General features: G+C 57.7%; 15 protein-coding genes. 6 read left to right on the forward strand and 9 right to left on the reverse strand.

What is annotated here, in order from left to right:
* The first annotated feature begins 14 nt into the window (after positions 1-14).
* Positions 15-539: a ubiquinone anaerobic biosynthesis accessory factor UbiT gene (gene ubiT / locus MSNKSG1_RS10980; protein ID WP_008939341.1), complete on the forward strand. Its 525-nt coding sequence runs from the start codon at positions 15-17 to the stop codon at positions 537-539.
* Here ubiT and MSNKSG1_RS10985 read toward each other — a convergent pair.
* Together MSNKSG1_RS10985 and MSNKSG1_RS19230 are read right to left on the reverse strand one after the other, a co-directional pair.
* Positions 525-2,519 (reverse strand): putative bifunctional diguanylate cyclase/phosphodiesterase, encoded by a 1,995-nt coding sequence (locus MSNKSG1_RS10985; RefSeq protein ID WP_008939342.1) that lies wholly within the window; start codon positions 2,517-2,519, stop codon positions 525-527. The genes ubiT and MSNKSG1_RS10985 overlap by 15 nt on opposite strands.
* 87 nt (positions 2,520-2,606) lie before the next feature.
* Positions 2,607-2,762, reverse strand: coding sequence for a hypothetical protein (locus MSNKSG1_RS19230; RefSeq protein WP_160164273.1), 156 nt, complete (start codon positions 2,760-2,762; stop codon positions 2,607-2,609).
* Between the two features lie 123 nt (positions 2,763-2,885).
* On the opposite strand from MSNKSG1_RS19230, the gene MSNKSG1_RS10990 reads away from it, so the two are divergent.
* A complete protein-coding gene (locus MSNKSG1_RS10990; RefSeq protein WP_008939343.1) occupies positions 2,886-3,386 on the forward strand; it encodes a hemerythrin domain-containing protein in 501 nt (166 codons plus the stop codon).
* A gap of 69 nt (positions 3,387-3,455) precedes the next feature.
* Here MSNKSG1_RS10990 and MSNKSG1_RS10995 read toward each other — a convergent pair whose 3' ends face one another.
* From MSNKSG1_RS10995 to MSNKSG1_RS11010, 4 genes are all read right to left on the reverse strand, one after another.
* The gene (locus MSNKSG1_RS10995; protein WP_008939344.1) at positions 3,456-3,659 is read right to left on the reverse strand and encodes a YgaP family membrane protein; all 204 of its coding nucleotides are present in this window, start codon (positions 3,657-3,659) and stop codon (positions 3,456-3,458) included.
* Positions 3,660-3,810: 151 nt separating this feature from the next.
* Entirely contained in the window at positions 3,811-4,173 is a 363-nt protein-coding gene (locus MSNKSG1_RS11000; protein WP_008939345.1) for a DUF488 domain-containing protein, read from the reverse strand.
* 3 nt (positions 4,174-4,176) lie between these two features.
* A complete protein-coding gene (locus MSNKSG1_RS11005) occupies positions 4,177-5,073 on the reverse strand; it encodes a U32 family peptidase (protein WP_008939346.1) in 897 nt (298 codons plus the stop codon).
* A 225-nt stretch (positions 5,074-5,298) separates the two neighbouring features.
* A complete protein-coding gene (locus tag MSNKSG1_RS11010) occupies positions 5,299-10,488 on the reverse strand; it encodes a thrombospondin type 3 repeat-containing protein (RefSeq protein WP_008939347.1) in 5,190 nt (1,729 codons plus the stop codon).
* Between the two features lie 265 nt (positions 10,489-10,753).
* Between MSNKSG1_RS11010 and MSNKSG1_RS11015 the strand changes: the two genes are divergently transcribed.
* On the forward strand, positions 10,754-11,377 hold the full coding sequence (locus MSNKSG1_RS11015; protein WP_040886762.1) for a response regulator: 624 nt from the start codon (positions 10,754-10,756) through the stop codon (positions 11,375-11,377).
* A 25-nt stretch (positions 11,378-11,402) separates the two neighbouring features.
* On the forward strand, positions 11,403-13,151 hold the full coding sequence (locus MSNKSG1_RS11020; RefSeq protein ID WP_008939349.1) for an ATP-binding response regulator: 1,749 nt from the start codon (positions 11,403-11,405) through the stop codon (positions 13,149-13,151).
* 34 nt (positions 13,152-13,185) lie between these two features.
* On the opposite strand, the gene ubiU is transcribed toward MSNKSG1_RS11020, so the two are convergent.
* Positions 13,186-14,181 (reverse strand): ubiquinone anaerobic biosynthesis protein UbiU, encoded by a 996-nt coding sequence (ubiU, locus tag MSNKSG1_RS11025; RefSeq protein ID WP_008939350.1) that lies wholly within the window; start codon positions 14,179-14,181, stop codon positions 13,186-13,188.
* Between the two features lie 274 nt (positions 14,182-14,455).
* Between ubiU and MSNKSG1_RS11030 the strand changes: the two genes are divergently transcribed.
* Positions 14,456-16,492, forward strand: a complete 2,037-nt coding sequence (locus MSNKSG1_RS11030; RefSeq protein WP_008939351.1) for a methyl-accepting chemotaxis protein — start codon at positions 14,456-14,458, stop codon at positions 16,490-16,492.
* A gap of 76 nt (positions 16,493-16,568) precedes the next feature.
* Here the strand turns inward: MSNKSG1_RS11030 and hemN are convergent, their stop codons facing one another.
* Positions 16,569-17,987, reverse strand: coding sequence for an oxygen-independent coproporphyrinogen III oxidase (hemN, locus tag MSNKSG1_RS11035; protein WP_008939352.1), 1,419 nt, complete (start codon positions 17,985-17,987; stop codon positions 16,569-16,571).
* 212 nt (positions 17,988-18,199) lie between these two features.
* Here hemN and MSNKSG1_RS11040 point away from each other — a divergent pair, with 212 nt between their 5' ends.
* Entirely contained in the window at positions 18,200-19,732 is a 1,533-nt protein-coding gene (locus MSNKSG1_RS11040) for a cryptochrome/photolyase family protein (RefSeq protein WP_008939353.1), read from the forward strand.
* On the opposite strand, the gene MSNKSG1_RS11045 is transcribed toward MSNKSG1_RS11040, so the two are convergent.
* Positions 19,729-21,417: an HAD family hydrolase gene (locus MSNKSG1_RS11045; RefSeq protein WP_008939354.1), complete on the reverse strand. Its 1,689-nt coding sequence runs from the start codon at positions 21,415-21,417 to the stop codon at positions 19,729-19,731. The genes MSNKSG1_RS11040 and MSNKSG1_RS11045 overlap by 4 nt on opposite strands.
* Positions 21,418-21,533: the final 116 nt, after the last annotated feature.

Genomic DNA, 21,533 nt, shown 5'->3' on the forward strand with positions numbered 1-21,533 from the left:
CCCGGAGTCCCTCCATGACCTTGACCGTGCCGTCCATCCCAACTTTGCCAGGCCTACCGGGCCTTCACAGGATTCAGAGGTTCCATAACAACATCCTGAGCAACCCGCTGCTCCGGCAGGCCAACGCAGTCGCACAGGCTTACCTGCCATCCCCCAGCCCCCTGTTTGCCGCCGTTGATCGCAGCGTTCCCGTCCCGATAAAGCAACTCCTGGCCGAAGCCCCTTTGAACCGGATGTTCGAAGAGGCGATTGCCGACGGAGAATTTGACGAGTTTGAGGGGCGACGAATCCGGCTTGAAATGTCTGGCGGCCAGCCCGGCATCACCCTGGGATTCTGGGCCGGCCGGCTCCGGGTGGTTGACGGCCCGGGAGAGGCCACCATACGGGGCTCACTGTCCGCCTTCCGAAAACTGGCCCGGCGCGAACAGGATCCGGACCAGTTGTTCTTTCAGCGCAAGCTGGTCATCGAGGGCGACACCGAGCTTGGGCTGGGCCTGAAGAACCTGCTGGACAGCCTGGACTGGTCAGGTCCCGTCTGAACGGGTCCACTCGGGAAAAGGCTTCCAGTGGGCCAGCCACTGAATCAGCTTGTCGGGCGCTACCGGGGGCGAGATCAGATATCCCTGGGCCCACTCGCAGCCCAGCTCCAGCAAAAGCTCGCCCTGTTCAACCGTCTCGACCCCTTCAGCCACCAGTTCCCGACCAAAAACCCGGGCGAGCCCGACAATGCCCTTGAGGATAAGATGGTTCTCCCCCTTATTATCCGCCCCGCTGACAAATTCCCGATCGATCTTGAGTGTCTGGACCGGCAACTGTTTCAGGTAGGAGAGAGACGAATAACCCGTGCCAAAATCATCGAGCGAAAAGGTGACTCCAAGGCGCTGGCAGTCGTGAATGACTCGAACGGCCTTTTCAAGTTCGCCCAGAGCCGCCGTCTCCACGATTTCCAGATCGAGACGCCCCGGCGCCTGTCCGGGAAAACGGTCCAGGATGCTCTGCAACCGGGCGACGAAGGTCGGAGACAATAAATGGATCGGGGCAATGTTGACACTGATTCCTAATGTCACGCCTTCGCCATCCCATGCGTTCATCTGAAACAGTGCCTCTTCAAGCGCCCATTCGCCGAGTTCAACGATAAGGGGATGATGCTCGATCGCCGGCAGAAAATTCGCTGGAGACAGCAGGCCTCTGTCAGGATGCTGCCACCGGATCAGGGCCTCAACGTATTGCACCGTGCCGCTTCTCAGGTTGACCTTCGGCTGATAAAACAGTCGGAACTGCTTTTGATCCAATCCGGCCCTGATATCCGACAACAGGCGCTGGCGGGACATGCGGCGTTCCCGTTCTTCCACATCCAGGAAAAGCCAGCTGCCTTTCATCTCCTGCTTGGCCCTGAAAAGCGTGTGGTCGGCCTGCCGAAGAAGGATATCCGCGTCCTTCGATGCAATGCCCGCCTCCCTGCTGGGGAAGCAAACGATGCCAGCGGTAAACGAGGTGGCTGCCGAGGCATCACCCAGTTCGAAGGGCTGGAGGCAGGTCAACTGCAACGCCCTCAGCCTGGATTCCACCTGCCTGGCATCCGTCATGAGCAGGGCAAACTCATCGCCGCCAATGCGGGCAAGAGCCGCATTTGGTGGCAAAGCGTCCTGCCACCGGCGGGCAAGCAGCCCCAACACACGATCCGCGGTTTCTTCACCGAATCGGGCATTGATCTCATGAAAATTATCCAGGTCTATCGATACCAGGGCTGCCGAATTGTCCTCGAGGGATCCATTCTCGAGAAATTCACGAACCGCCCGGATGATGCCGTTGCGGTTCAGCAGTCCGGTAAGAGGATCAGAATAGGCCAGAAATGCCATCTGATTCTGGTGATCCTGCGCCTGGGTTTCGAGTGCGTGGTGCAATCGCTCCCTCTGCAGGTGCGCCACTTCGCTCTCGGCTCTCTGCCTGGCCAGCTTTTCATGCATCAACTGGATTGCACTGGCAGATAGCTTGCCATAGATTTCCAGTAAGGCCGTGACCATGATGGACATTGGCCCACTGAGTTCTGTATCAACCTGATCCAGCGCTTGTGGTAACGGAGCACCGGCCTCTACCGCCTTCACCGTAAGAGCCATACGTCGATCTGACTCCAGAATATTGAACGCCAGCCATCGAGTCAGATAATCAAACAGGTCGGCCAGTACCTCCTCTTCCGGCGCTTCGCTCTGACGCAAAACCTGAATGCGCGCAAAAAATAACTCGTGAGCCTCGTGGTGGTTCCGGCACATTGCTGACTGTCCCAGCGCTCTGCTCCACACGCCCTCCTCGTACTGGAAGTGATACGACGCGTAACCGAGAAGTTCATCGAGCAGGTGTGTGCTGTCCGCCTCCGGGCTACCCGAGGCAAAGTGCCATGCTAAACGGTTAAGAATGTTGACCAGCACTCGATGCTGATCATCAATATCCTCAAGGCCCGTTTCGAAGTGACGGCTCCATGGAAAGATCTCGAAGCCCTGGGAAGCCCCGTTCCGCGACATCCTCACGCCAATATCCGTCCCCGGTTTCAATGATAGGACAATCGCTGACAGCTTAGAGCAAATCGATGTCGCGGTTTTTGCGAAATGTCAGGAACCCAACCGCGAACGCTGCTGCTCGATCCTGCGCCTTTCACGCTCGCGCTTTTCCCGGTTGGACTTGCACTCGTGGCTGATCAGGTCCAGCCATCGGAGATGCTGCTCCCAGATCTTATCGTTACCATGATTTGACGTGTTGCTGCTCATCGTTATGCCTCCTTCGGATAACTGCACCCTCCGCCATTGACGCCGACAGAAAATGAGAACAGTTCTTGACACCTATTAAAATGTATTTAATATGTATCTTAATGCAAGAAAGGAGAATCAGCAATGAACTATCAGGACATTGTCATCAGCAGTCAGGACACCACCATCGAGGACCTGGATACCGATGTACTTCTCGAGTTGATCCAGCGTGGCTACGATGTCGGGCACCTGCAGCAACTACCCAAGCTGCACCGGCTCGCCCGTAAAATCGAGGCTGTTCACCGGGCCAACCCGGACGTCCCCAAAGGCATTACATTGGCCATTAAAAAGCTGGAGTACATGCTTACGGATCATATCGAGCGGGAGAATGCCTATGTGCTCAGGCGCATGGAACATGATCAGCCGCCCAACCCGCACACCCCGATCGCGCAGATGAATGAGGAGCATTCCTATCTCAGGCAGCAACTCCGGAAGCTCCGTCGGATGACGCGAAACTACCGGGTTCCAGACTCTGCATGCCGTTCATGGCAGCGGTTTTATCGGGAGCTGAAAACTCTGGATGTCAGCTTGTCTGAACAGATTTATCTCGAACGGGAGGTGTTGTTTCCGCGATTCCAGTTCTGAACAAGGCTGCAGAGGTAGGAGTGTCCGCTTATGGATCCCCCCGGAGAACGCCGGGGGATCTCCCTGTGCTCAAGTCACCGGCTTTTCTTCCTTGAACCCCAGTTTCCGGAGAACCGCCATGGCCGGGCACCATCTGGTAAACGCCGACTGGATCAGGTTCAGCGCGATGAACGCTGTGAAGAAAAGCCAATAGGGACTGACATAGTGGGCAAGCAGTATGGAAATCAGCGTGAACACGCCTGCTATCAGGCGAAGACCTTCGTTGACTGTCATAGAACACCTCGACTCAGGTATATCGCATTACCATCAACCTGAACAGCTTCGGGTTCCATGATCTGAATCATCTTTTTATATTCCGGCAGAGCCTGATCGCCAGCCAGAGTTCATTACCTGATGTACTGCAGAGAGGCCCACCAAACCCACGTCAGAGGCGATCGTTCAGAAGAAAGTCACGGAGCGCAACGGCGTTGTTGTGCGGCTTGTCTTTCGCCGCAAACACCAGGGTTATGCGAACGTGCTCGTCAAGCAGGCCTTTGACTGTTTGCAGATCAGGACCGGCCGCATCGGACGACAGCTCCCTGAGGTACCGCTCCCGGAACTCCGACCATTTGTCCGGATCGTGACCGAACCACTTGCGCAGTTCGGTGGAGGGTGCCAGGCCTTTCAGCCAATGGGCGATGTCGGCATCCGCTTTCGCCACCCCCCGCGGCCAGATACGATCCACGAGTACACGGGGCCCGTCCGAACGGGCCGGTAAGTCATAGGCCCGTTTGAGACGAATATCCATCGGTCAGCTCACCTCTACGAGATCCATTCCCGGCTTACCATACCAGTACCCGTTGCAGGGTGGCACTTCAACCAGTTGCAGGGGATCCGTTTCAGGTTGTTCGCCACGACGTACCTGATCAAACCGTTTTACCACGGCTTCCATGCCCTGGTATTCCGGACTCAGGCGGACGGTACCAACGCCCATCCGATCCATATCGGGCAACTCCCGCATCAGGTCATAGCGGGACCCCGAGAGTGTGGAGATCCCATTCATCCGGAACAGCTCCTGGGATTCCCGGGAACGCAACGCCAGGCCATCCGGATGCTGGAGGCAGCGAAACTCGCAGTTGTCCTTGGGCAGATTGTAGTGGCGCGCGGTGAAGCATCGGGACGACCAGGCCAGAGGCAGGAAGCCCCAGGAGAAGACTTCGGCAGGCAAATCCAGGCCGGCCTGCTCAAGCTCCCGGATCAGGGTGCCTAATGTGTCCTTGCCCAGCTCCACCGGAAGATTCCAACCCTGCAGACCCTGCCGTGCAAGCACCTTCAGGGTGGCCAGGTTGTAGATGTTCATGGACGGCCCGGTGACAAAGGGCAGCCGGTTGCGAATCGCCACCTGCAGGGCGCTCTGATCATTCGCTTCTACCAGAAACTCATCCTGTTCGCAGAACCGGCGCAATCGCCGAAGATCGGCCTCTGATTCGATCAGGGTGAGTGTCGACAGAACTACCTGCTTGCCACAGGCTCTCAGGTCGCGGGCCAGATCCAGCCAGTCGTCGGGTTTCAATTCACGGCGGCGGGAGCACACCACTTCACCCAGATAGATCGTATCGACGGGCCACTCTGCGGCCTCGGCATAGAAGTCGAATACCGACTGTCGTGACCAGAACCAGAGGATGGGGCCAAGAGAGAGTTTCATCATAATGGGCAAAACCTTATTTCCACTTGCGATGGTAGGCGCCTGTGACTTTTCCGCTACGGGACTGCGATCACCCTACAAAGGAGCGCAGAAAATTACCTTGATGCTTGTCAGCACGATCATCTGACACCGAGCTATCCTCAAATGCGTTGCGTGCGTAACTCTCAACAAAAAATGCCCGCCTTACGGCGGGCATCCGGATTACTGACTCCAATTCTCACCGTGCGCTCACGGCGACCGGAGCCCCACCGGCTTTGGTCCAGCCTCGCCGATAACATCAATGTCGATCTGAAAATCAATGGTACATGTACCAGAATTAACGACATCCATTGCATCCGAGCTCACCAGGGAAATCACCCCGGAGGAATTGACCAGGTCGCTGTAGCTGTAACGCTTGCGAACGATTTTGTTCAACTCTTTTCCGTCGATGACCGTCGGGATGTAACTTGGCGCCACGCCGCAATCGGCTGAGATAAAGCCATCCTGCTCGACAAACTGCGCCTGCAGGCCAAACGAGTCTCCTGGCACCATGGTGTATACCTTTGAACGTTTGTTCAGCGGCAACCAGGAAGATTGGCTCCAATGGCGGGTGTAATAGCACGCCCGAGGTGACGAACCAAGAGGGAAGCTTCCCGGCACCCGATCACGAAAACTGAACGTCGTTTCTTTTGTACCATCACCATCAAAATCAAACGCGGAGTCCAGCGCGAAAATTGCTCCCAGATCTTCATCTGCTCCCTGGAAGAACTCCGCGTCCAAAGCATCAGAAAGCAAGGTTCGCCCACCCGTTTGCGGATCGTCGACAACCACCCACCAAAGAACTTCCCCAGCATACGAATCACCCCCGTTCGTGCCGCCATCGGTACACTGATCGTTGGTGATTACATCGCGTAGCACGATCTGGAAGGCCACATCAGGTATCAACGGGTTCGTGCCAACCTGGATTTCTGCGCCATCTTTACGGCCATCACCGTCCGTATCGGCATTATTGGGATCGGTATTTCTGGACCGTTCATCGCCATCCTCCAGCCCGTCCAGATCGGTGTCGGCAAACAACGGGTTGGTGAAGACCGTCGTCGGCAGGGTGTCGCCCGGCAAGCTCAGACGAAAGCCTTCGATGAGCTCCTGATAGTCTGTCAGGTTGTCCTTGTCAGTGTCTGCTTTGGTCGGATCTGTGCCATAGCCACCCGTGTTGGCCGAGGTGATGTTCATGTTCGGATACAGCGCGGCAATGGTTAGATATTTCGACAAGTCCGCAACTTCCTCATAATCGCCGATACCATCACCATCGGTATCCGCTTTGTTCGGATCCGTTCGGAGATCGCGCTCAACGAAGTCTGGCAGGCCATCGAAATCGGTATCCGGTAAAGACGGACTGGAATTGACCGGATACGCAGTTCCGCCAACGACGGGTACCAGCCACCCCAGACTTTCTTCTGCATCCGTCAGGCCATCCTGATCCATGTCGGAAAAATCGGCCACGTCGTCGACTGTCGGATCAGATCCGCGAATTCTCTCATTACCATCGGCCACCGAATCGTCATCGGTGTCACGGCGCAGTGGGTCGGTTTCAACGGTCACGGCAGGTCTCAGATAATCATCCCCCCCGGCCGGGCTGTCGATGATCCGATTGTCTCCAGGAAGAATGATCACACCGGCACCGGAGACCGGGTTGTTGATGAAAACCCGCTGGACATCGTCCCCGTTCCGGGCACTTTCAGCAAGGCCATTGCCGCCATCGACGATGGCGAGTTTAGCGTCAAAACCGTTCAGTTCCGCATAGTCCGAAATGTTGTCCCGATCGGTATCCGGCTCCGTCGGATCGGTCGCGGGCGGAATATTGGAGGCACCTTCATAGACATCGTCGCCAGCAAGCGCTGAATCCATTATTCCATTCGGACCAGGCCCCACCACCGGTGTTCCGAAGGCAAGACCTGACGTTGCCACCGGTGTCAGTTGCTCATCATCCCCCATAGCCGTGGTACTGGCCGTCTTGTCCTTCCCGGCGATGATCCCGATCGCGTCGGCCTGCTCGACCGGCGCTTCGTTCTGAAAGGCGCAAAGGCCCTGCGAGCGAGCATCACCGCTCGCACAAAACTCCCGCAAATCCTGTTCGGCGATGTCATCCAGACCATCACCGTCGGTGTCGCGGAAACGTGGTGATGAAAACGTCTGGCGCAAGGCCCCACCATCGACGGCGACCTTCCAACCAACGAAAACCTCGGCGAAATCACTCAGACCATCCTGGTCGGAATCCATTGAATCCGGTTTTCCATCACAATTCTTAGCGGAATTGCAGTTCTGTGAGGCACTGGCGAAGCCAGGGCCAAACGTCCCATTGTCGAGCTGATCCCGATCACTGTCGGTGGATCCGTACAGGAATTCATTGCGTGCGAACAGGCCATCTCCATCCAGATCCTGCAGGAAGGCCAGGCTCAAGTTATTGCCAGGTTCCACGTTAACCTGATCAAAATCCGCAGCATCCGGGACCTGGCCGGTAGTGAGAATGACCCAGGCCCGATTGAAATCGCCATTGCGCAGCGATTTCACCCGAACCAGCTTTTGCGGTCCGGTGCAGGTTCCGGTCTGACAGTCGCCATCTACCCGGCAAACATCACCGGCGTTCGCGGAAAACGCCGAACAGGTGCGACTGGTTTCGTAGCCACCGATAAAATCCACCGTGTCGTCCCCTTGAGCCGGGGTATCCAACACACCGTTCTCTCCCGGGCCAATGATCACGGTACCCAGGCTCAGGCCATTGCTGTTCAATGGCACCAACTGAATATCATCGCCCTGGGCGATGCTGTCGGCGGTCTTGTTCAGACCTGCGATGATGCCACTGACGCCCGTGGGGTTTGCAACATAGTCATCGCCTGCAGGCACTGTCTCCAGCCAGCCATTGGCACCGGCACGAATCACGTTGGCTTCAACATCCAGCACGTCGTCACCGGCGGCAACACTTTCCAATGCACCGTTGTATCCGGCAGCGACGGTGTCTTGAGCGGTCTGATGACGAGGCAGGCCCAGATCGGCTTCCAGCAGATAGGCCAGAGGCACTCCCAGCGCCCTTCCAGAGGAACTGAAACCGCCCAGATACTGGCTGTCTTCGGTCAGAATGCCATTGGTCGCCACGAGGTAGTTTTTCGCTGCGGCGGCGTCACCAAAGTCGAGAGTGATACTGGCAGTTCTGTCGCGGGCCGCCTGGCTGATAAAGCTGAAGTTTCGGCCCAACTCATCCGCAACATCGTAGTTGGCAACACGGAAGACCAGGGCTGACGGGTTGCGAAGCAGGGCTTCAACCAGATTGGGAAACACTTCGCGGCTGCTGAACACGAAGGGACCGCGTTCGGTAAAACTGCCCCCAAGATTGATCGTCAGTGGCGTACCTGTCGTCAGCTCCGAATTCGACACAAGCGTTGCCACTGGCAGAAACTTGTCCTGCGAGCCTACTTGCTGAAGTACCGTAATTTCCAGGTTGCTCAGGGTCAGGGGCACGCTGCCGTCATTGGTGATGGTAACGGGAACTTCGATGCTGGCACCGACCACTTCGCGAGTGACCGACTGGGTGGTGCTGAGCTCCTGCCCCTTGGCCAGCGACTGCTCATACGCCTGTTGCGATTCCCTTGCCGAGCTCCGATCCGTCTGCCAGCCGCTGGAGCTGGCATACGACCCGGAGGCTGTCGCCTCAAAACCGCCTGTATAACTATCCTCTCCTCCAAAGAACGAGCCGCCACCGCCCCCAGTGCGCACCGAAAGCCCGACTGCCCATTCGCTGGTTCCGTTATCCGAGCGGGAGAACGATTTATTCTCGCTCTGGGAGAGTGTTGAACTGGTGCTGGACTCCTGGGTGACCAACTGACCCGATTCATCGGTATAGCTGTAACGCTCGTCGATCTGGAGCCGGACATCCCCCACATTGATACTGACCTCCGGCAAATCGGCAACGCGCGGATCCCGATTCAGTTCAAACAGTTCCTGATAATCACTGAGCTGATCACCATCAGTGTCTGCCAGAATCGGAGAAGTCTTCAGATCAAAATGTTCGAAGCCGTCCTGTAAGCCGTCACTATCGCTGTCCTGGGCAAAGGGATTACTGAAGATGGTATTCAGTTCCAGGTTATCTCCCAGGCCATCGCCATCGGTGTCGGTCACCCTCGGGTTCATTCCGTATTGCAGTTCCACGGAATCGCTCAAGCCGTCACCGTCGGTATCTGCACGATCGGGATCACTGGTAACCTGACGGCTGACAATGTCACCGTTCGCCAACTCGATGATTACCGTGTAACCGGCCTGTTCCTCATTGTCATAAAGGCCGTCACCGTCAGTATCCACCAGTTCCTCCGCCCGTGGAGGCGTTCCAGCAAACGTTGCCGTGTTGGCGGTCAGCGTTACCGTGGTGCCCGATGAGACTTTCAACTGCTGGCCGTACATATCGGTGGCGTTGGTTACCGTAACCTCGTACGTCAACTCGTTCTGCGACCGTGTGGTGAGCTCGACCGCCTGGCGGTCGGCGCTGGCAAAACGCGCAGAAACCACCAGCAAGGCACCGGCTTCAGGATTCACATTTTCCTGGACAATCGAAAAGTTCGATGGCGCGACCGTTTGATCGCTCATTGCCTTATTGAACACCACCAGAACGCGGGTATTGTCCAGGGAGGCGGCACTGACCACGGATGGCGCCTCTGCCTTGGCCGATTCTAGGGATGCTCCCAGAAAGGTGCTTGCAGACGCAGACATCAGCAGGGGCAATCCGCTCACCAGACCGGTAACGCCCGTTACCTCAAGATTGTAGTATTCATCCGACTGCGGCTCGGTGGTCAGCATGACGGTATTAGCCTGGGGGCCCATGGCTGCCGCAACAATCTTGAGTGGCTGTCCACTTTCCGATGAAAGTTGATAGCTTTTTATCTTTCCTGCCGAATCGGAAACCGGTTCATTGAACTCCAGAAAAACCTGCGTGTCGCTCAAGGAAACGGCGTTCTTTATGACGGGTTCTTCGCTACCATCGCCTGTGAAGAGTATCGGCTGATCGTCAATGTTCACCAGATCCAGAGTGAGCGTTCCATTGGGGACCAGTTGAAGATCTTCTTCAGCTGGAGCGATCTCCAGTAACACGGTGGTACCGTCTTTGCCGGGGTACGACGCGACAACTGGTGCAGAATGGCCGTTAGAGAGTGTTATGGTGTAGTTGAAGATATTGCCTGAAATGTCGGGGGCAACGTCCGTCGCAAAGCGGACCTCTATGTAATTTCGGCTCAGGGCCGTGACTTTACGGATAGCAGGGAGTTCGGCGGAGTTAACACTGGCGCCACTGGCATCTGTTGACTCATCGACACTGTCGCTCCCGCCACCGCCACAAGCCGTCAGCACCAACGCCAACAATGCCAACAACAGCAACCGTGGGATGCTTGCAACCATTCCCGAAGCGCCACTTGTCCAGTGCCGCCAACTTACCCAATTGATCCCTCCATGAACTGACATAGCCTCTGTTCCCCCGTTCCTTCGTTCTGAACATAGCCAGCCCGGAATATCCCTTCGCCTGGAAATGAGTCGGGCATGCCGCTTTAATGTTAATAAGTTGTTATTAATTCATTCGAATCAGTAGTATTCGAAATTACTTGTGTCTGGTCATTAGTCATAAGTATGAACTTCACGCATTTTTCGCAGCCTCCGGACTTGCCCTATGAGAATGCTGATAGTGGATGATCACCAGCTGTTTATTGATGGCATCCGCCATGTTTTGAACCGACTGGCGCCGGATGCAGTCATTACGGAGGCAAACACATCCTTCTCCGCCATCGACATTCTCGAATCCGGCGAGTCCTTTGATCTGGTATTTATCGACCTCGTGATTCCGGGCATGGATGGGCTTTCCATCCTCAAGCGCCTGCATGCACAGGGCATCTGGTACCCCCTGGTGATCCTGTCGGGTGATGAAAACGTTCGAACCATCAAAGCGGCACTGGAGCTTGGGGCTCTGGGATTCATTCCAAAATCGTTCAGCAGTGAAGCGATGCTTTCAGCACTCAGATCGATTCTCGAGGGTGAGCTTTTTGTGCCCCAGGCAATCAGCCAACAGTTGAATGAACTGAAGCCAAGACGCTTCACACAGAACGGAAACATTACCCGGCGCCAATTACAGGTCCTTGAGCTGCTGGCGCAGGGCTACACCAACCGACAGATTGCAGCCACGCTGTGCCTGACCGAACACACGATTAAAGCGCACGTCAGCGCATTGTTTATTGAGCTCAACGTTGCGAACCGCACCGAGTGCGTGCAAATGGCCGAATCCCGGGGCCTTATTTGAGACCACACGAGCACAGGCATTTCGCATGAACGCCAGCGAAATCGAACAACGAACCGCTCAGGCCGCGCTTGAGCCTTACATCGAGAGTATGGGCCGAACGGCACTGCTCACCACCGTTGTTCCAATTACGTTTGCAGGGATTTTGTGGCCAGAGGTCGGCCGCACTTCTTTATTGGTTTGGTTGCTGCTGGTGCTGACCGTGATCGGGATTCGTTACCTGGCATCAACGGCCTATGAGAAGAAGCAGTCTGACTTTCGGGAATCCGGTCGCTGGTGCCGGCGTATGCTGATGATTTCGCTATCACTGGGGCTGCTTTGGGCCTTTGCAATCCTGAACTTCTTCGCCGAATCGTCGCCACCTCATCAGGTGTTTACCATTACTATCGCGGTTACCCTTGGCATAGGATCCATATCGGCAGGCACCCATTGGCTACCTTTGTACTACGTTTACGGCCTTCCAATCCTGTTGGCGTTGACGGTGCGCCTGGCAATGGTGGGGACGTTACCCTACCTGGCACTTTCGGGAATGATGTTTCTGGCCCTGCTGGCCTGCGTGGTGTTTGTCAAAAAACTGAACTCGGTTGTGCATTCCGAAATGATCCTGCGGCACGAAAGCGCCGAACTCGCAGATCAGTTGAAAATTAAAACCGAAGAGGCTGAGGAATCCGTTTACGCGAAATCCCGCGTTCTGGCGGCCGCCAGCCACGACCTTCGACAACCTCTGCACGCGTTGTCCCTGTTCTTTGATGCCCTGAAAGAGCCACAACCGGCAGCCGAGCAATCGCGAATATTCAAACGCATCGACGTCTCCATCGAGGCCCTGCGAAAGCTGTTTGACGCCCTGTTTGATATGTCCCGGCTGGATGCCAATGTGGTCCATCCCGAACTGAGTCATTTTGATATTCGCCAATGCCTTGAAGACCTTCAGGAGGAATATCGGAAAGAAGCCGAAAAAAGACAGCTCCGTCTGCGCGTGCGCGCCGTTTCCTGCCCCATCGAATCTGACCGGGCTCTGTTGCAGCGAATTCTCAGAAACCTCATCAGCAACAGCCTGCGCTACACCCAGCATGGGGGCGTTCTGATTTCTGCCAGAAAACGACAGTCCTCGGTGTTGATTCAGGTATGGGACACGGGCATCGGGATCCCGAAAGAAAGCCGGGAAAAAGCTTTTATGGAGTTCCAGCAATTGCAATCTGGAACAACCGGTAACGACAAGGGGCTTGGATTCGGTTTGGCCATTGTAAGGCGCCTCTGTGACCTACTGGGTTATCCGCTCACCCTGCGCTCGGCCGTTGGCAGGGGTAGCGTCATGAGTCTGGAGGTCCCCATAGGAGATAAGGAGTCCGTCGGTCACACTGTATCTGAGAATCAACACGCACTCCTGAAGAACCCGGGGCAACGAGTGATGGTGATTGACGACGACCCCAGCATCCTGAACGCTATGCACACATTGCTCACTGCCTGGGGGTTCAAGGTCGACACAGCAACGAGCTACTCGGAAGCTATGGCACTGAAACAACACGATGCGCCGGCGCCGCATCTGATTCTGTCAGATCTCAGCCTGCAGAATCAGGAAAACGGTATTGAAGTGATTCGCCAATTCAGGAATCGCTACCAACGGGAGATCCCAGGCATTCTCATTTCAGGTACAACTGATCCAAAACAGTTGCGGGAGGCGCGGGCAAGTGGTCTCCACATGATTCAGAAGCCAATCAGTCCACCCCTGCTGCGCAGTATCATTCAGCATCAACTCTCGTTGGCGTCAACCGACTAGATAATACAGGTGGGCCAGTGACAAGTGCAGAACCTTATTTCCACTTGCGATGGTAGGCGCCAATCGTGGTCAGGCCACCTTCGGAAAGCCCCGCCAGCGTGGTATTCCACTCGCTTTGGGTGACGAACGTATCGGGATTGGATTGAACCCGATCCAGGGCCTGGCGCCAGGTACGGGCCACATCGGCGATGTAGGCAGGACTTCGCTGGCGGCCTTCGATCTTGACCGCACTGATCCCCAGTGCCTTGAGCTCAGGCAGGAGATCGAGGGTGTTCAGGCTGACCGGTTCCTCGATGGCATGATAGACACTGCCCTCCACCTCAAATCGCCCTTTACACAACGTGGGATACCCGGCCGACTCTCCCCGCCCGTAACGATCAATCAGTACGTCGTTGAGCCGGGATTCCAGGCCATCGGGAGTTTCCTCCCAGCGCACCGCTTTCGCCGGGGAACAGGCACCCCGGGTGTTCGGAGATTCGTCGGTGAGATACGAGGACAGGTAACACCGACCTTCGGCCATGATGCACAGGCTGCCGAAGGCAAAGACTTCCAGTTCGACCGGGCTCTGCCTGGCGACGCCTTTTACCTGGTCGAGTGAGAGCACCCGGGGCAGGACGGCCCGACGAATATCGAAATTGTCCTTGTAGAACGACAGGGCCTCGTGGCTGGTGGCTGAGCCCTGAACGGAAAGATGGCGCGGGATATGGGGGTGTCGGTTGGCGGCGTATTCAAGCAACCCCATGTCGGCCAGGATGATGGCATCCACACCAAGGCCCGCCGCACGATCAACGGCCGCTTTCCACTGTTCCCAGCCGTCCGGCTGGGGATAGGTGTTGATGGCACAGAACACCCGGCAACCCCTGGCATGGGCGTACTCGATGCCCTCAGCCGCGCGCCGGTCGTTGAAATTCAGACCCGCGAACTGCCGGGCATTGGTACTGTCGCGGAAGCCGAGATAGACGGCATCGGCGCCATGATCAACGGCCGCTTTCAGGGCCGGCAGACTGCCGGCGGGACAGACAAGTTCCATTGGTTTCTCCAGTGAAAGCCTTGGCCGCAGCCTATCGTGTAGCCCGCCAAAGGGCCTTGACCTTTGTCACCGGTGCCGCGCCTACTCCCTGGGTGGTACTCCGTCCTGCTTCACACCTGACATCCCCTTCTACAACAGATCAACGACTTACCTCGACATTACAAACACTTACAGAACGCCCACTACCCCTTCGCCTACCCCTTCGAGCGAATAGCTGACACCCGGCATTAACGGGGACAATGTTCTCCAGATGCACTTTTCCTGGAACAGAGACATGACACTCATCAACAACCTTTCCATGCGAGGCAAGCTGATCACCCTTATGGTGCCCGCCCTTTTGGTCATCCTTTATTTCGCCAGTAAGACCGTCCTGGTAAACATCGGCGAACTGCGTGATATGCGCGAGCTGCACACCATGATCCAGTTGGCTGATATCGGGGATCCGGTCACCGAGTCCCTGCAGAAAGAACGCGGTCGTTCGGCGGTCTTCCTGGCAAGCAAGCCCGGTTCCGACGGCGCCCGTCAGGCCAGTGCCGATCTTGCGGTACAGCGCCGGGCAACCGACGAAAGACTCACCGAGTACCACACCCGGCTCGGATCGCTCACCGCCAATTCCGTGCTTCCCGAGGACGTCAGGCACAGCATCCAGGCACTGGATGCTGAACTGCGGGACCTGGGCGGCCTTCGCCGCGCCGTTGATGAACACGGTGTGTCTGCCGGGGACTCGGCCGCAGAGTACACCTCACTGATTACTCAGCTGATCGACCGTGCCGCCCTGATCCTGCGTCGCGCCAACGCCCCGGAGCTCGTCCGCGAGGTCACCGCTTACCATGCGTTGGCGGAGTCCGCAGAGCGTGCCGGCCGGGAGCGGGCTGCGGGCGCCTCACTGATTCGCAGTGGCGATTTCAGCCTGCCGGCGCTTCAACGCATTGCTGCACTGGCCGGCGAGCAACAGGCCTATACCAGCCAGGCACTGGCCATGTTGCCGGCGGAATCCGATTCGAGGGCAACGCTCGAGGGCCTGGCGAACACAGCGGTCAGCCGGGATGTTTACCAAAAGCGCGACACTCTGTTCAGCAGTTCCGCCGGTATGTATGCACTGGATGCGGCTGAGTGGTTCGATGCCACTACCTTGCGCATCGGCACCCTGAACCAGGGACGCAGCGAACTCCTGGCCGGGATTCTCTCAATGGCCGAGCAACGCCTGTCCGATGCCCGTCAGGGCTTGATCGTGGCAGGATCGATCGCCGGTTCCGCCGTCCTTGGCGTCATCCTGCTGATGATTGTCATTGTCCGGGCTATCAACCAGCAGGTGGGCAACCTGCTCAACGGCGTCCGTTTCGCCATGGACAACAAGGACCTGCGCCAGGAAATCGACATTTCCAGCCGGGATGAAGTGGGCGTCATCGGGCAAGCCATCAACGAACTGTTCCGTCGTTTCGGCAATGCCCTGCTCCACATAGACCGGTCCAGCGTACAGCTGGCAACCGCCACCGAGGAAACCAGCTCCACGGCAGGACAAAACGCCAGCCAGGTGAAAAACCAGCAGCAGCAGATCGAGCAGGTGGCCGCGGCGACCGAGGAAATGTCTGCCACTTCCGAGGAAATCTCCCGCAACACCCAACAGGTGGCGGATGCTGCCCGGAGTGCCATGGAGAAGAGCCGGACCGGAGAAGAAGTGCTTCATGGCAACGTGCGCCGTATCCGGTCTCTGGCGGATTCCGTTCAGAAGGTGAACGAAGTGATTGAGGAACTGGAACAACGCAGTGCCAACATCAGCGATGTGGTGGATGTCATTCGCCAGGTCGCGGACCAGACCAATCTGCTCGCACTGAACGCGGCCATTGAGGCGGCCCGCGCCGGCGAACATGGTCGCGGCTTTGCGGTGGTCGCCGACGAAGTCCGCACCCTGGCCCAGCAGACTCATGAATCCACCACCCGGATCGAAGAGATCATCGGCGGCTTCCAGGCGATTACCGACAATGCCAGCCGCTCTATCATGGAAAGTCACAAGCTCGCCCATGAGACCAGCGAACAGGCTTCCGAGATGGAGCAGACGTTTGCCGACATCCTGACCGACGTCAACAGCATCTCGGACATGGCCAGTCAGATTGCCACGGCATCTGAAGAACAGGTCGCCGTGACCCGGGAACTGGCCGGCAGTATGGAATCCGTCAGCGAAGCGGCCATCCTGACCCTGACTGGTTCCCAGGAGATCACTCAGGTGACCGGCGAACAGGCTCGCCTGGCCAGGGTTCTCCAGGATCTGGCGAACGAGTTCAAAACGCCCGCGCAACTGTATGAGGCCTGACAAATCCGGGCCAGCCAGAACGCAAAAGGGGCTGCCACCGGCAGCCCCTTTGTTGTATCCGGGTCCCTGCCCCGGCTTAGATAATCCGCGAGAAGCGCTGGCTGGCGCCCTCCTTGCGATACAGGTCGAAGATCTGGCAGATCGCCCGGATCAGCAGGCGGCCGGCCGGCTGCACCTGAAGGGTCTGACCATCGTCGGCGATGAGTTCGTCCTGCACCATCGGCTTGAGCCGGGTCAGCTCATCCGCGAAGTATCGATCCAGGTCTTCCTGCCAGACATCGGCAAACTGCTGACGATCCAGCCGGAACTGGCAGATCAGCTGGCCGATCACCCAGCGGCGGATGCGGTCGTCACGGGTCAGCCCAACGCCCCGGATAACGGCCAGTCGGCCGGCGTCGATTTCGGCCTCCCAGGCTGGCAGGTCGTGATTGTTCTGGAAGTAGGCATCGTCGGTCTGACCAATGGCAGAGACGCCAAGGGACACCAGATCACAGTCTGCGTGGGTGGTATAGCCCTGGAAATTTCGGTGCAACCGACCTTCCCGCTGCGCCACGGCCAGGCTGTCATCCGGCTTGGCAAAGTGATCCATGCCGATGTATTCGTAGCCGGCATCCAGCAACCGGTTGATGGTGTTTTGCAGGATACTCAGCTTCTGCTGCGGCGTCGGCAGGGTCTCTGCCTGAATCCGGGTCTGTGGATAAAACCGGTCCGGCAAATGCGCGTAGCTGAACACGGACAGCCGGTCCGGTGACATCTCGATCACCGCTTCCAGGGTCTCGGCGAAGCTTTCCGGCGTCTGGTATGGCAAACCGTAAATCAGGTCCAGATTGATCGAGCGGAAGCCAAGGCGCCGGGCCTCGTTCAGCACCGCTTCGGTCATGTCCCGGGGCTGGATCCGGTTGACCGCTTTCTGGACCTTCGGATTGACGTCCTGCACACCGAGGCTGATGCGATTGAAACCCAGTTCCCACAGCGTTGGCAGTGTGTCCTGATCGACCTCACGGGGGTCGATCTCCACGCTGTAATCCCGGTCATCGCCGGATTGCAGGTTAAAGAGTTCGGCGTACCCGGCCATCAGATGCTGCATCACATCCCGCGGCAGGAAGGTCGGCGTACCACCGCCCCAGTGCAGCTGCTGGACCGGTCGGTCCGCGCCAAAGAGTTTCGCCTGCAGGGCCGCTTCTTTCAGCACCCGCTCCACGTAGGGCATGGCCTTGTCGCGCTTCTTGGTGATCACCTTGTTGCAGGCACAGTAGTAGCAGAGGTGTGCACAGAACGGCAGATGGGTATAAAGCGACAGCGGCCGACCACTGGCCTTGCTGCGGCCGGCGGCCTTTACCATGTCCTCAACGCTGTAATTCGGCGTGAATTCCACCGCCGTCGGATAGGAGGTATAGCGGGGACCACTGAGGTCGTACCGGCGAATCAGGGCATCGTCCCAGATAAAGGCGGGAAGCTCGTTGGTGGATGCAGCAAAGGCAGTGTCGGAAGCCATAGTGAAAACTCGGGATGGTCGGGATTGATCGAAAGGTCGGAAACTGAGCCGATTATGGCGGAGTCCGGCCATACGGTGGTTGATGCGGGTCAGTTGGTTTACAGGTTGAGTTTAGCAGTCCGGACGCTGAACCACTCTTGTGCCCTTGGCGTATTCTGGCTACCCCCTTTGGGGAAGATAGGCAGCGCAAAAAATGGAGAACCCTTTTTCCGATGGCCAACCTGATTCTGATTCTTGGCGACCAGCTCACCACAGACATCAGTGCCCTCAACGGCGCCGAGCCCGGCCGGGACCGTATTGTGATGGCGGAGGTGCATGAAGAAGCCTCCTACACCAATCACCACAAGAAAAAGCTGGTTCTGCTGTTCAGTGCCATGCGCCATTTCGCCGAGCGGTTGAGAGACTCAAGCTGGGAGGTGCATTACCAGGCCTATCACCCGGATAATCCTCACCAGAGCCTGGAAGACGTGATTGCGAAGCAGATCCGGGAAACCGGGGCGGAGCGGCTGATTACCACGGAGTGCGGCGAATGGCGATTGCATGCGCAGATTGAACAGTGGCACAAACGTCTCGACATTCCAGTGGAGATCCGCGGCGATGACCGATTTATTGCCACTAAACAGGAGTTTGCGGACTGGGCCGAAGGGCGCAAGCAGCTGCGAATGGAGTTCTTCTACCGGGAGATGCGGCGAAAGACCGGGCTGCTGATGAGCCCGGAGAACGGCCCCGAAGGCGGCCAGTGGAATTTCGATGCCGACAACCGGAAAAAGTGGTCCGGCAAGCCCCCGGCGCCGGCACCGTTCCGGGTTGAACCGGACGCCATCACGCGAGACGTCATCCATCTGGTAGATGAGCACTTCGACGATCATTTCGGCACCACCGACGATTTTCACTTCGCGGTCACCCCCGAGGATGCCGACGCGGCGCTGGAGCACTTTATCGACTTCGCCCTGCCCTGCTTCGGCGATTTTCAGGATGCCATCTCCGACAGCGAAGACTGGCTGTTCCACTCGACTCTCTCACCGTATATCAACTGCGGCCTGCTGGACCCGCTCGCCGTCTGTAAAGCGGCGGCCCAGGCCTGGTATGCCGGTCGAGCGCCCATCAATGCAGTGGAAGGATTCATCCGCCAAATCCTTGGCTGGAGAGAGTTTGTCCGGGGCATCTACTGGCTGCACATGCCCGAATACGCACAGGAAAACCGGCTCGGCAACAGCCGTGCCCTGCCCTGGTTCTACTGGACCGGCGAAACCAGGATGCGTTGCATGCACAAGGCCATCGACGCCACACGCCGAAATGCCTATGCCCACCACATTCAGCGCCTGATGGTGACCGGTAATTTCGCGTTGCTCGCGGGTGTCAAACCGGAAGACATTTGCGACTGGTACCTGGCGGTCTACGCCGACGCCTACGACTGGGTCGAGCTGCCCAACGTGCTGGGCATGGTCATGCACGCCGATGGCGGCTACCTCGGCTCCAAGCCTTACGCCGCCAGCGGCAAGTACATCCACCGCATGTCAGACCATTGCGCCAACTGCCATTACAACGTGAACAAATCGACCGAAGACGACGCCTGCCCCTTCAATGCGCTCTACTGGCACTTCATCGACCGCCATCGCGACGACTTCGCCGGCAACCCCAGGATGGGCATGATGTACCGGAACTGGGACAAACAGAACCCGGACAAGCGTACCGCCCTGCTCCGGCGAGCGGAGTACCTGTTGGAAAATCTCGAGGAACTCTAGGGCGGCCCGATTTCACAGGCCAGCACCAGGGCCCAGAACTCCGAGAAGTCATTCACCACCACGTCCGGCTTGTCCGGATGTTTGTGGGTGCCTGGGAAGATCTTGTTCAACCACCCCTGGTCCCACTGGGCGCCATTGAAAAACACCGACGTCAGACCTGCCCGCTTGGCGGCAATCACATCGGTGGTGCTGTCGCCCACATACCAGACGCTCGGATCCGGCGGATAATCCAGCTTCTGGACCGCCAGCAACAGCTGGTCCGGATGCGGCTTTCGAAGGGGCGTATCATCACCGCACACGTCCACGTCGAACAGGTGGGACCAGCCGGTGCCTTCAACGGCAGCCAGCTCGTGTTCGAAGAACTCCCGGTCCCGGTTGGTGATCACGCCCACCTGAATGCCGAGTCCTCTCAGCCCCTCCAGGACGTCCCGGACCCGGGGTTCAAACGCCTTAACCGTGCCGTAGTGGTTGCGGTAGTGATGGTTAAAGGCTTTGTGGGCAATCTGTTTTGCCTCCTGGTCTTCGCCAAACAGCACCTCGAAAATATCCGTCCTCGAAATTTTCCGGTCTGCCTTGACCTTAGGGTGCAGTCGGGCGAACTCCCGAACGTAGCCCACCAGTCTGGCATCCTCCACCGTCTTGCTGTCTTCCGGGGTGACCATCCGATCCATGAGTTGGAGCTTGTGAAAGTCCGGAAGCATATCGTCCACGGCGTGATACATCGCATCGAGCGTGTCCACGAGGGTGGCATGCCAGTCGAACAGCACCACCGCAGGCCGGATCAGTTTGACCACCGCCGGGTGCCAGTCCGGCTCTATGCGAGGTTCCGGACGCTCGGGCGGCGGGAAGGGTCTTGGCCGGACTTCGGCCGGGGCCTGCTCGAAGGCCGCCGGGTGCTCCCGCTCCAGCAACGCCAGCAGGTCCAGAAGATCCTCGAAGCTGTCCAGTATCGCGGCCGGCGCGTCGCGTCTGGTGAACCAGCTTTCAATGCGGTCCTGCTCCCAACAGGCCCCGTTGTAGAACACGCCGGAAACGCCTGCCCGATGGGCCGTCAGCATATCGACATAGCTGTCGCCGACGTACCAGGCCCGACTGTCCGCGGGCAGGTCCAGCTTCTCCACCGCCTTCAGGATAACCTCCGGATCCGGCTTGTATTCGGTGACGTCGTCCGCACAGACCGTCGCATCGAAGAGACGTTGCCACCGGCCCTCGTCGACGGTTTTCAGTTCCTTGTCGAGAAACTCCCGGTTGCGGTTGGTGGACACTGCAAGGCGAATCCCCATGGCCTTGAGGGCCGACAGGTATTCGTAGGCGCCGGGCTGAAAGGGTTTCACCTGGCCGAAACATTTCCGATACGCCGCGTTGTAAGCCTTGTGGGCGATCAGCTTGGCGTCTTTGTCGTCACCGAAAATGGCATTGAAGATATCCGTCCTCGAAACCCTCCGTTCCGCCAGGATCCGCGGGTGCAGACGCCGGAAGATCCGGATGTAGCGAACCAGACGGGCATCGTCTTCCGTCCGGCACTGTTCCTCCGGCAACAACCGATCAACCAGCCCGAGTTCCTCGAGCTGGGGCAGCATCTCCTCCATGGCACTGAACATGGCGTCATGGGTATCCACCAGGGTGCCATGCCAGTCGAAAATCAGTACCGAGGGCGCGGGTATCCCCTCGTTGAATCGGGCCATTACACATCTCCACCAGGAAGGTCGTCGTTCACCTTGCAAAGCGCAAGGTGGGGGTCAAGACTCAAGGTAGCCTGATAAAAAAGATAAACCCGGTTGGCTGCGATTGCACACAGAGT

The sequence above is a fragment of the Marinobacter santoriniensis NKSG1 genome (genome assembly GCF_000347775.1).
Lineage (GTDB): Bacteria > Pseudomonadota > Gammaproteobacteria > Pseudomonadales > Oleiphilaceae > Marinobacter > Marinobacter santoriniensis.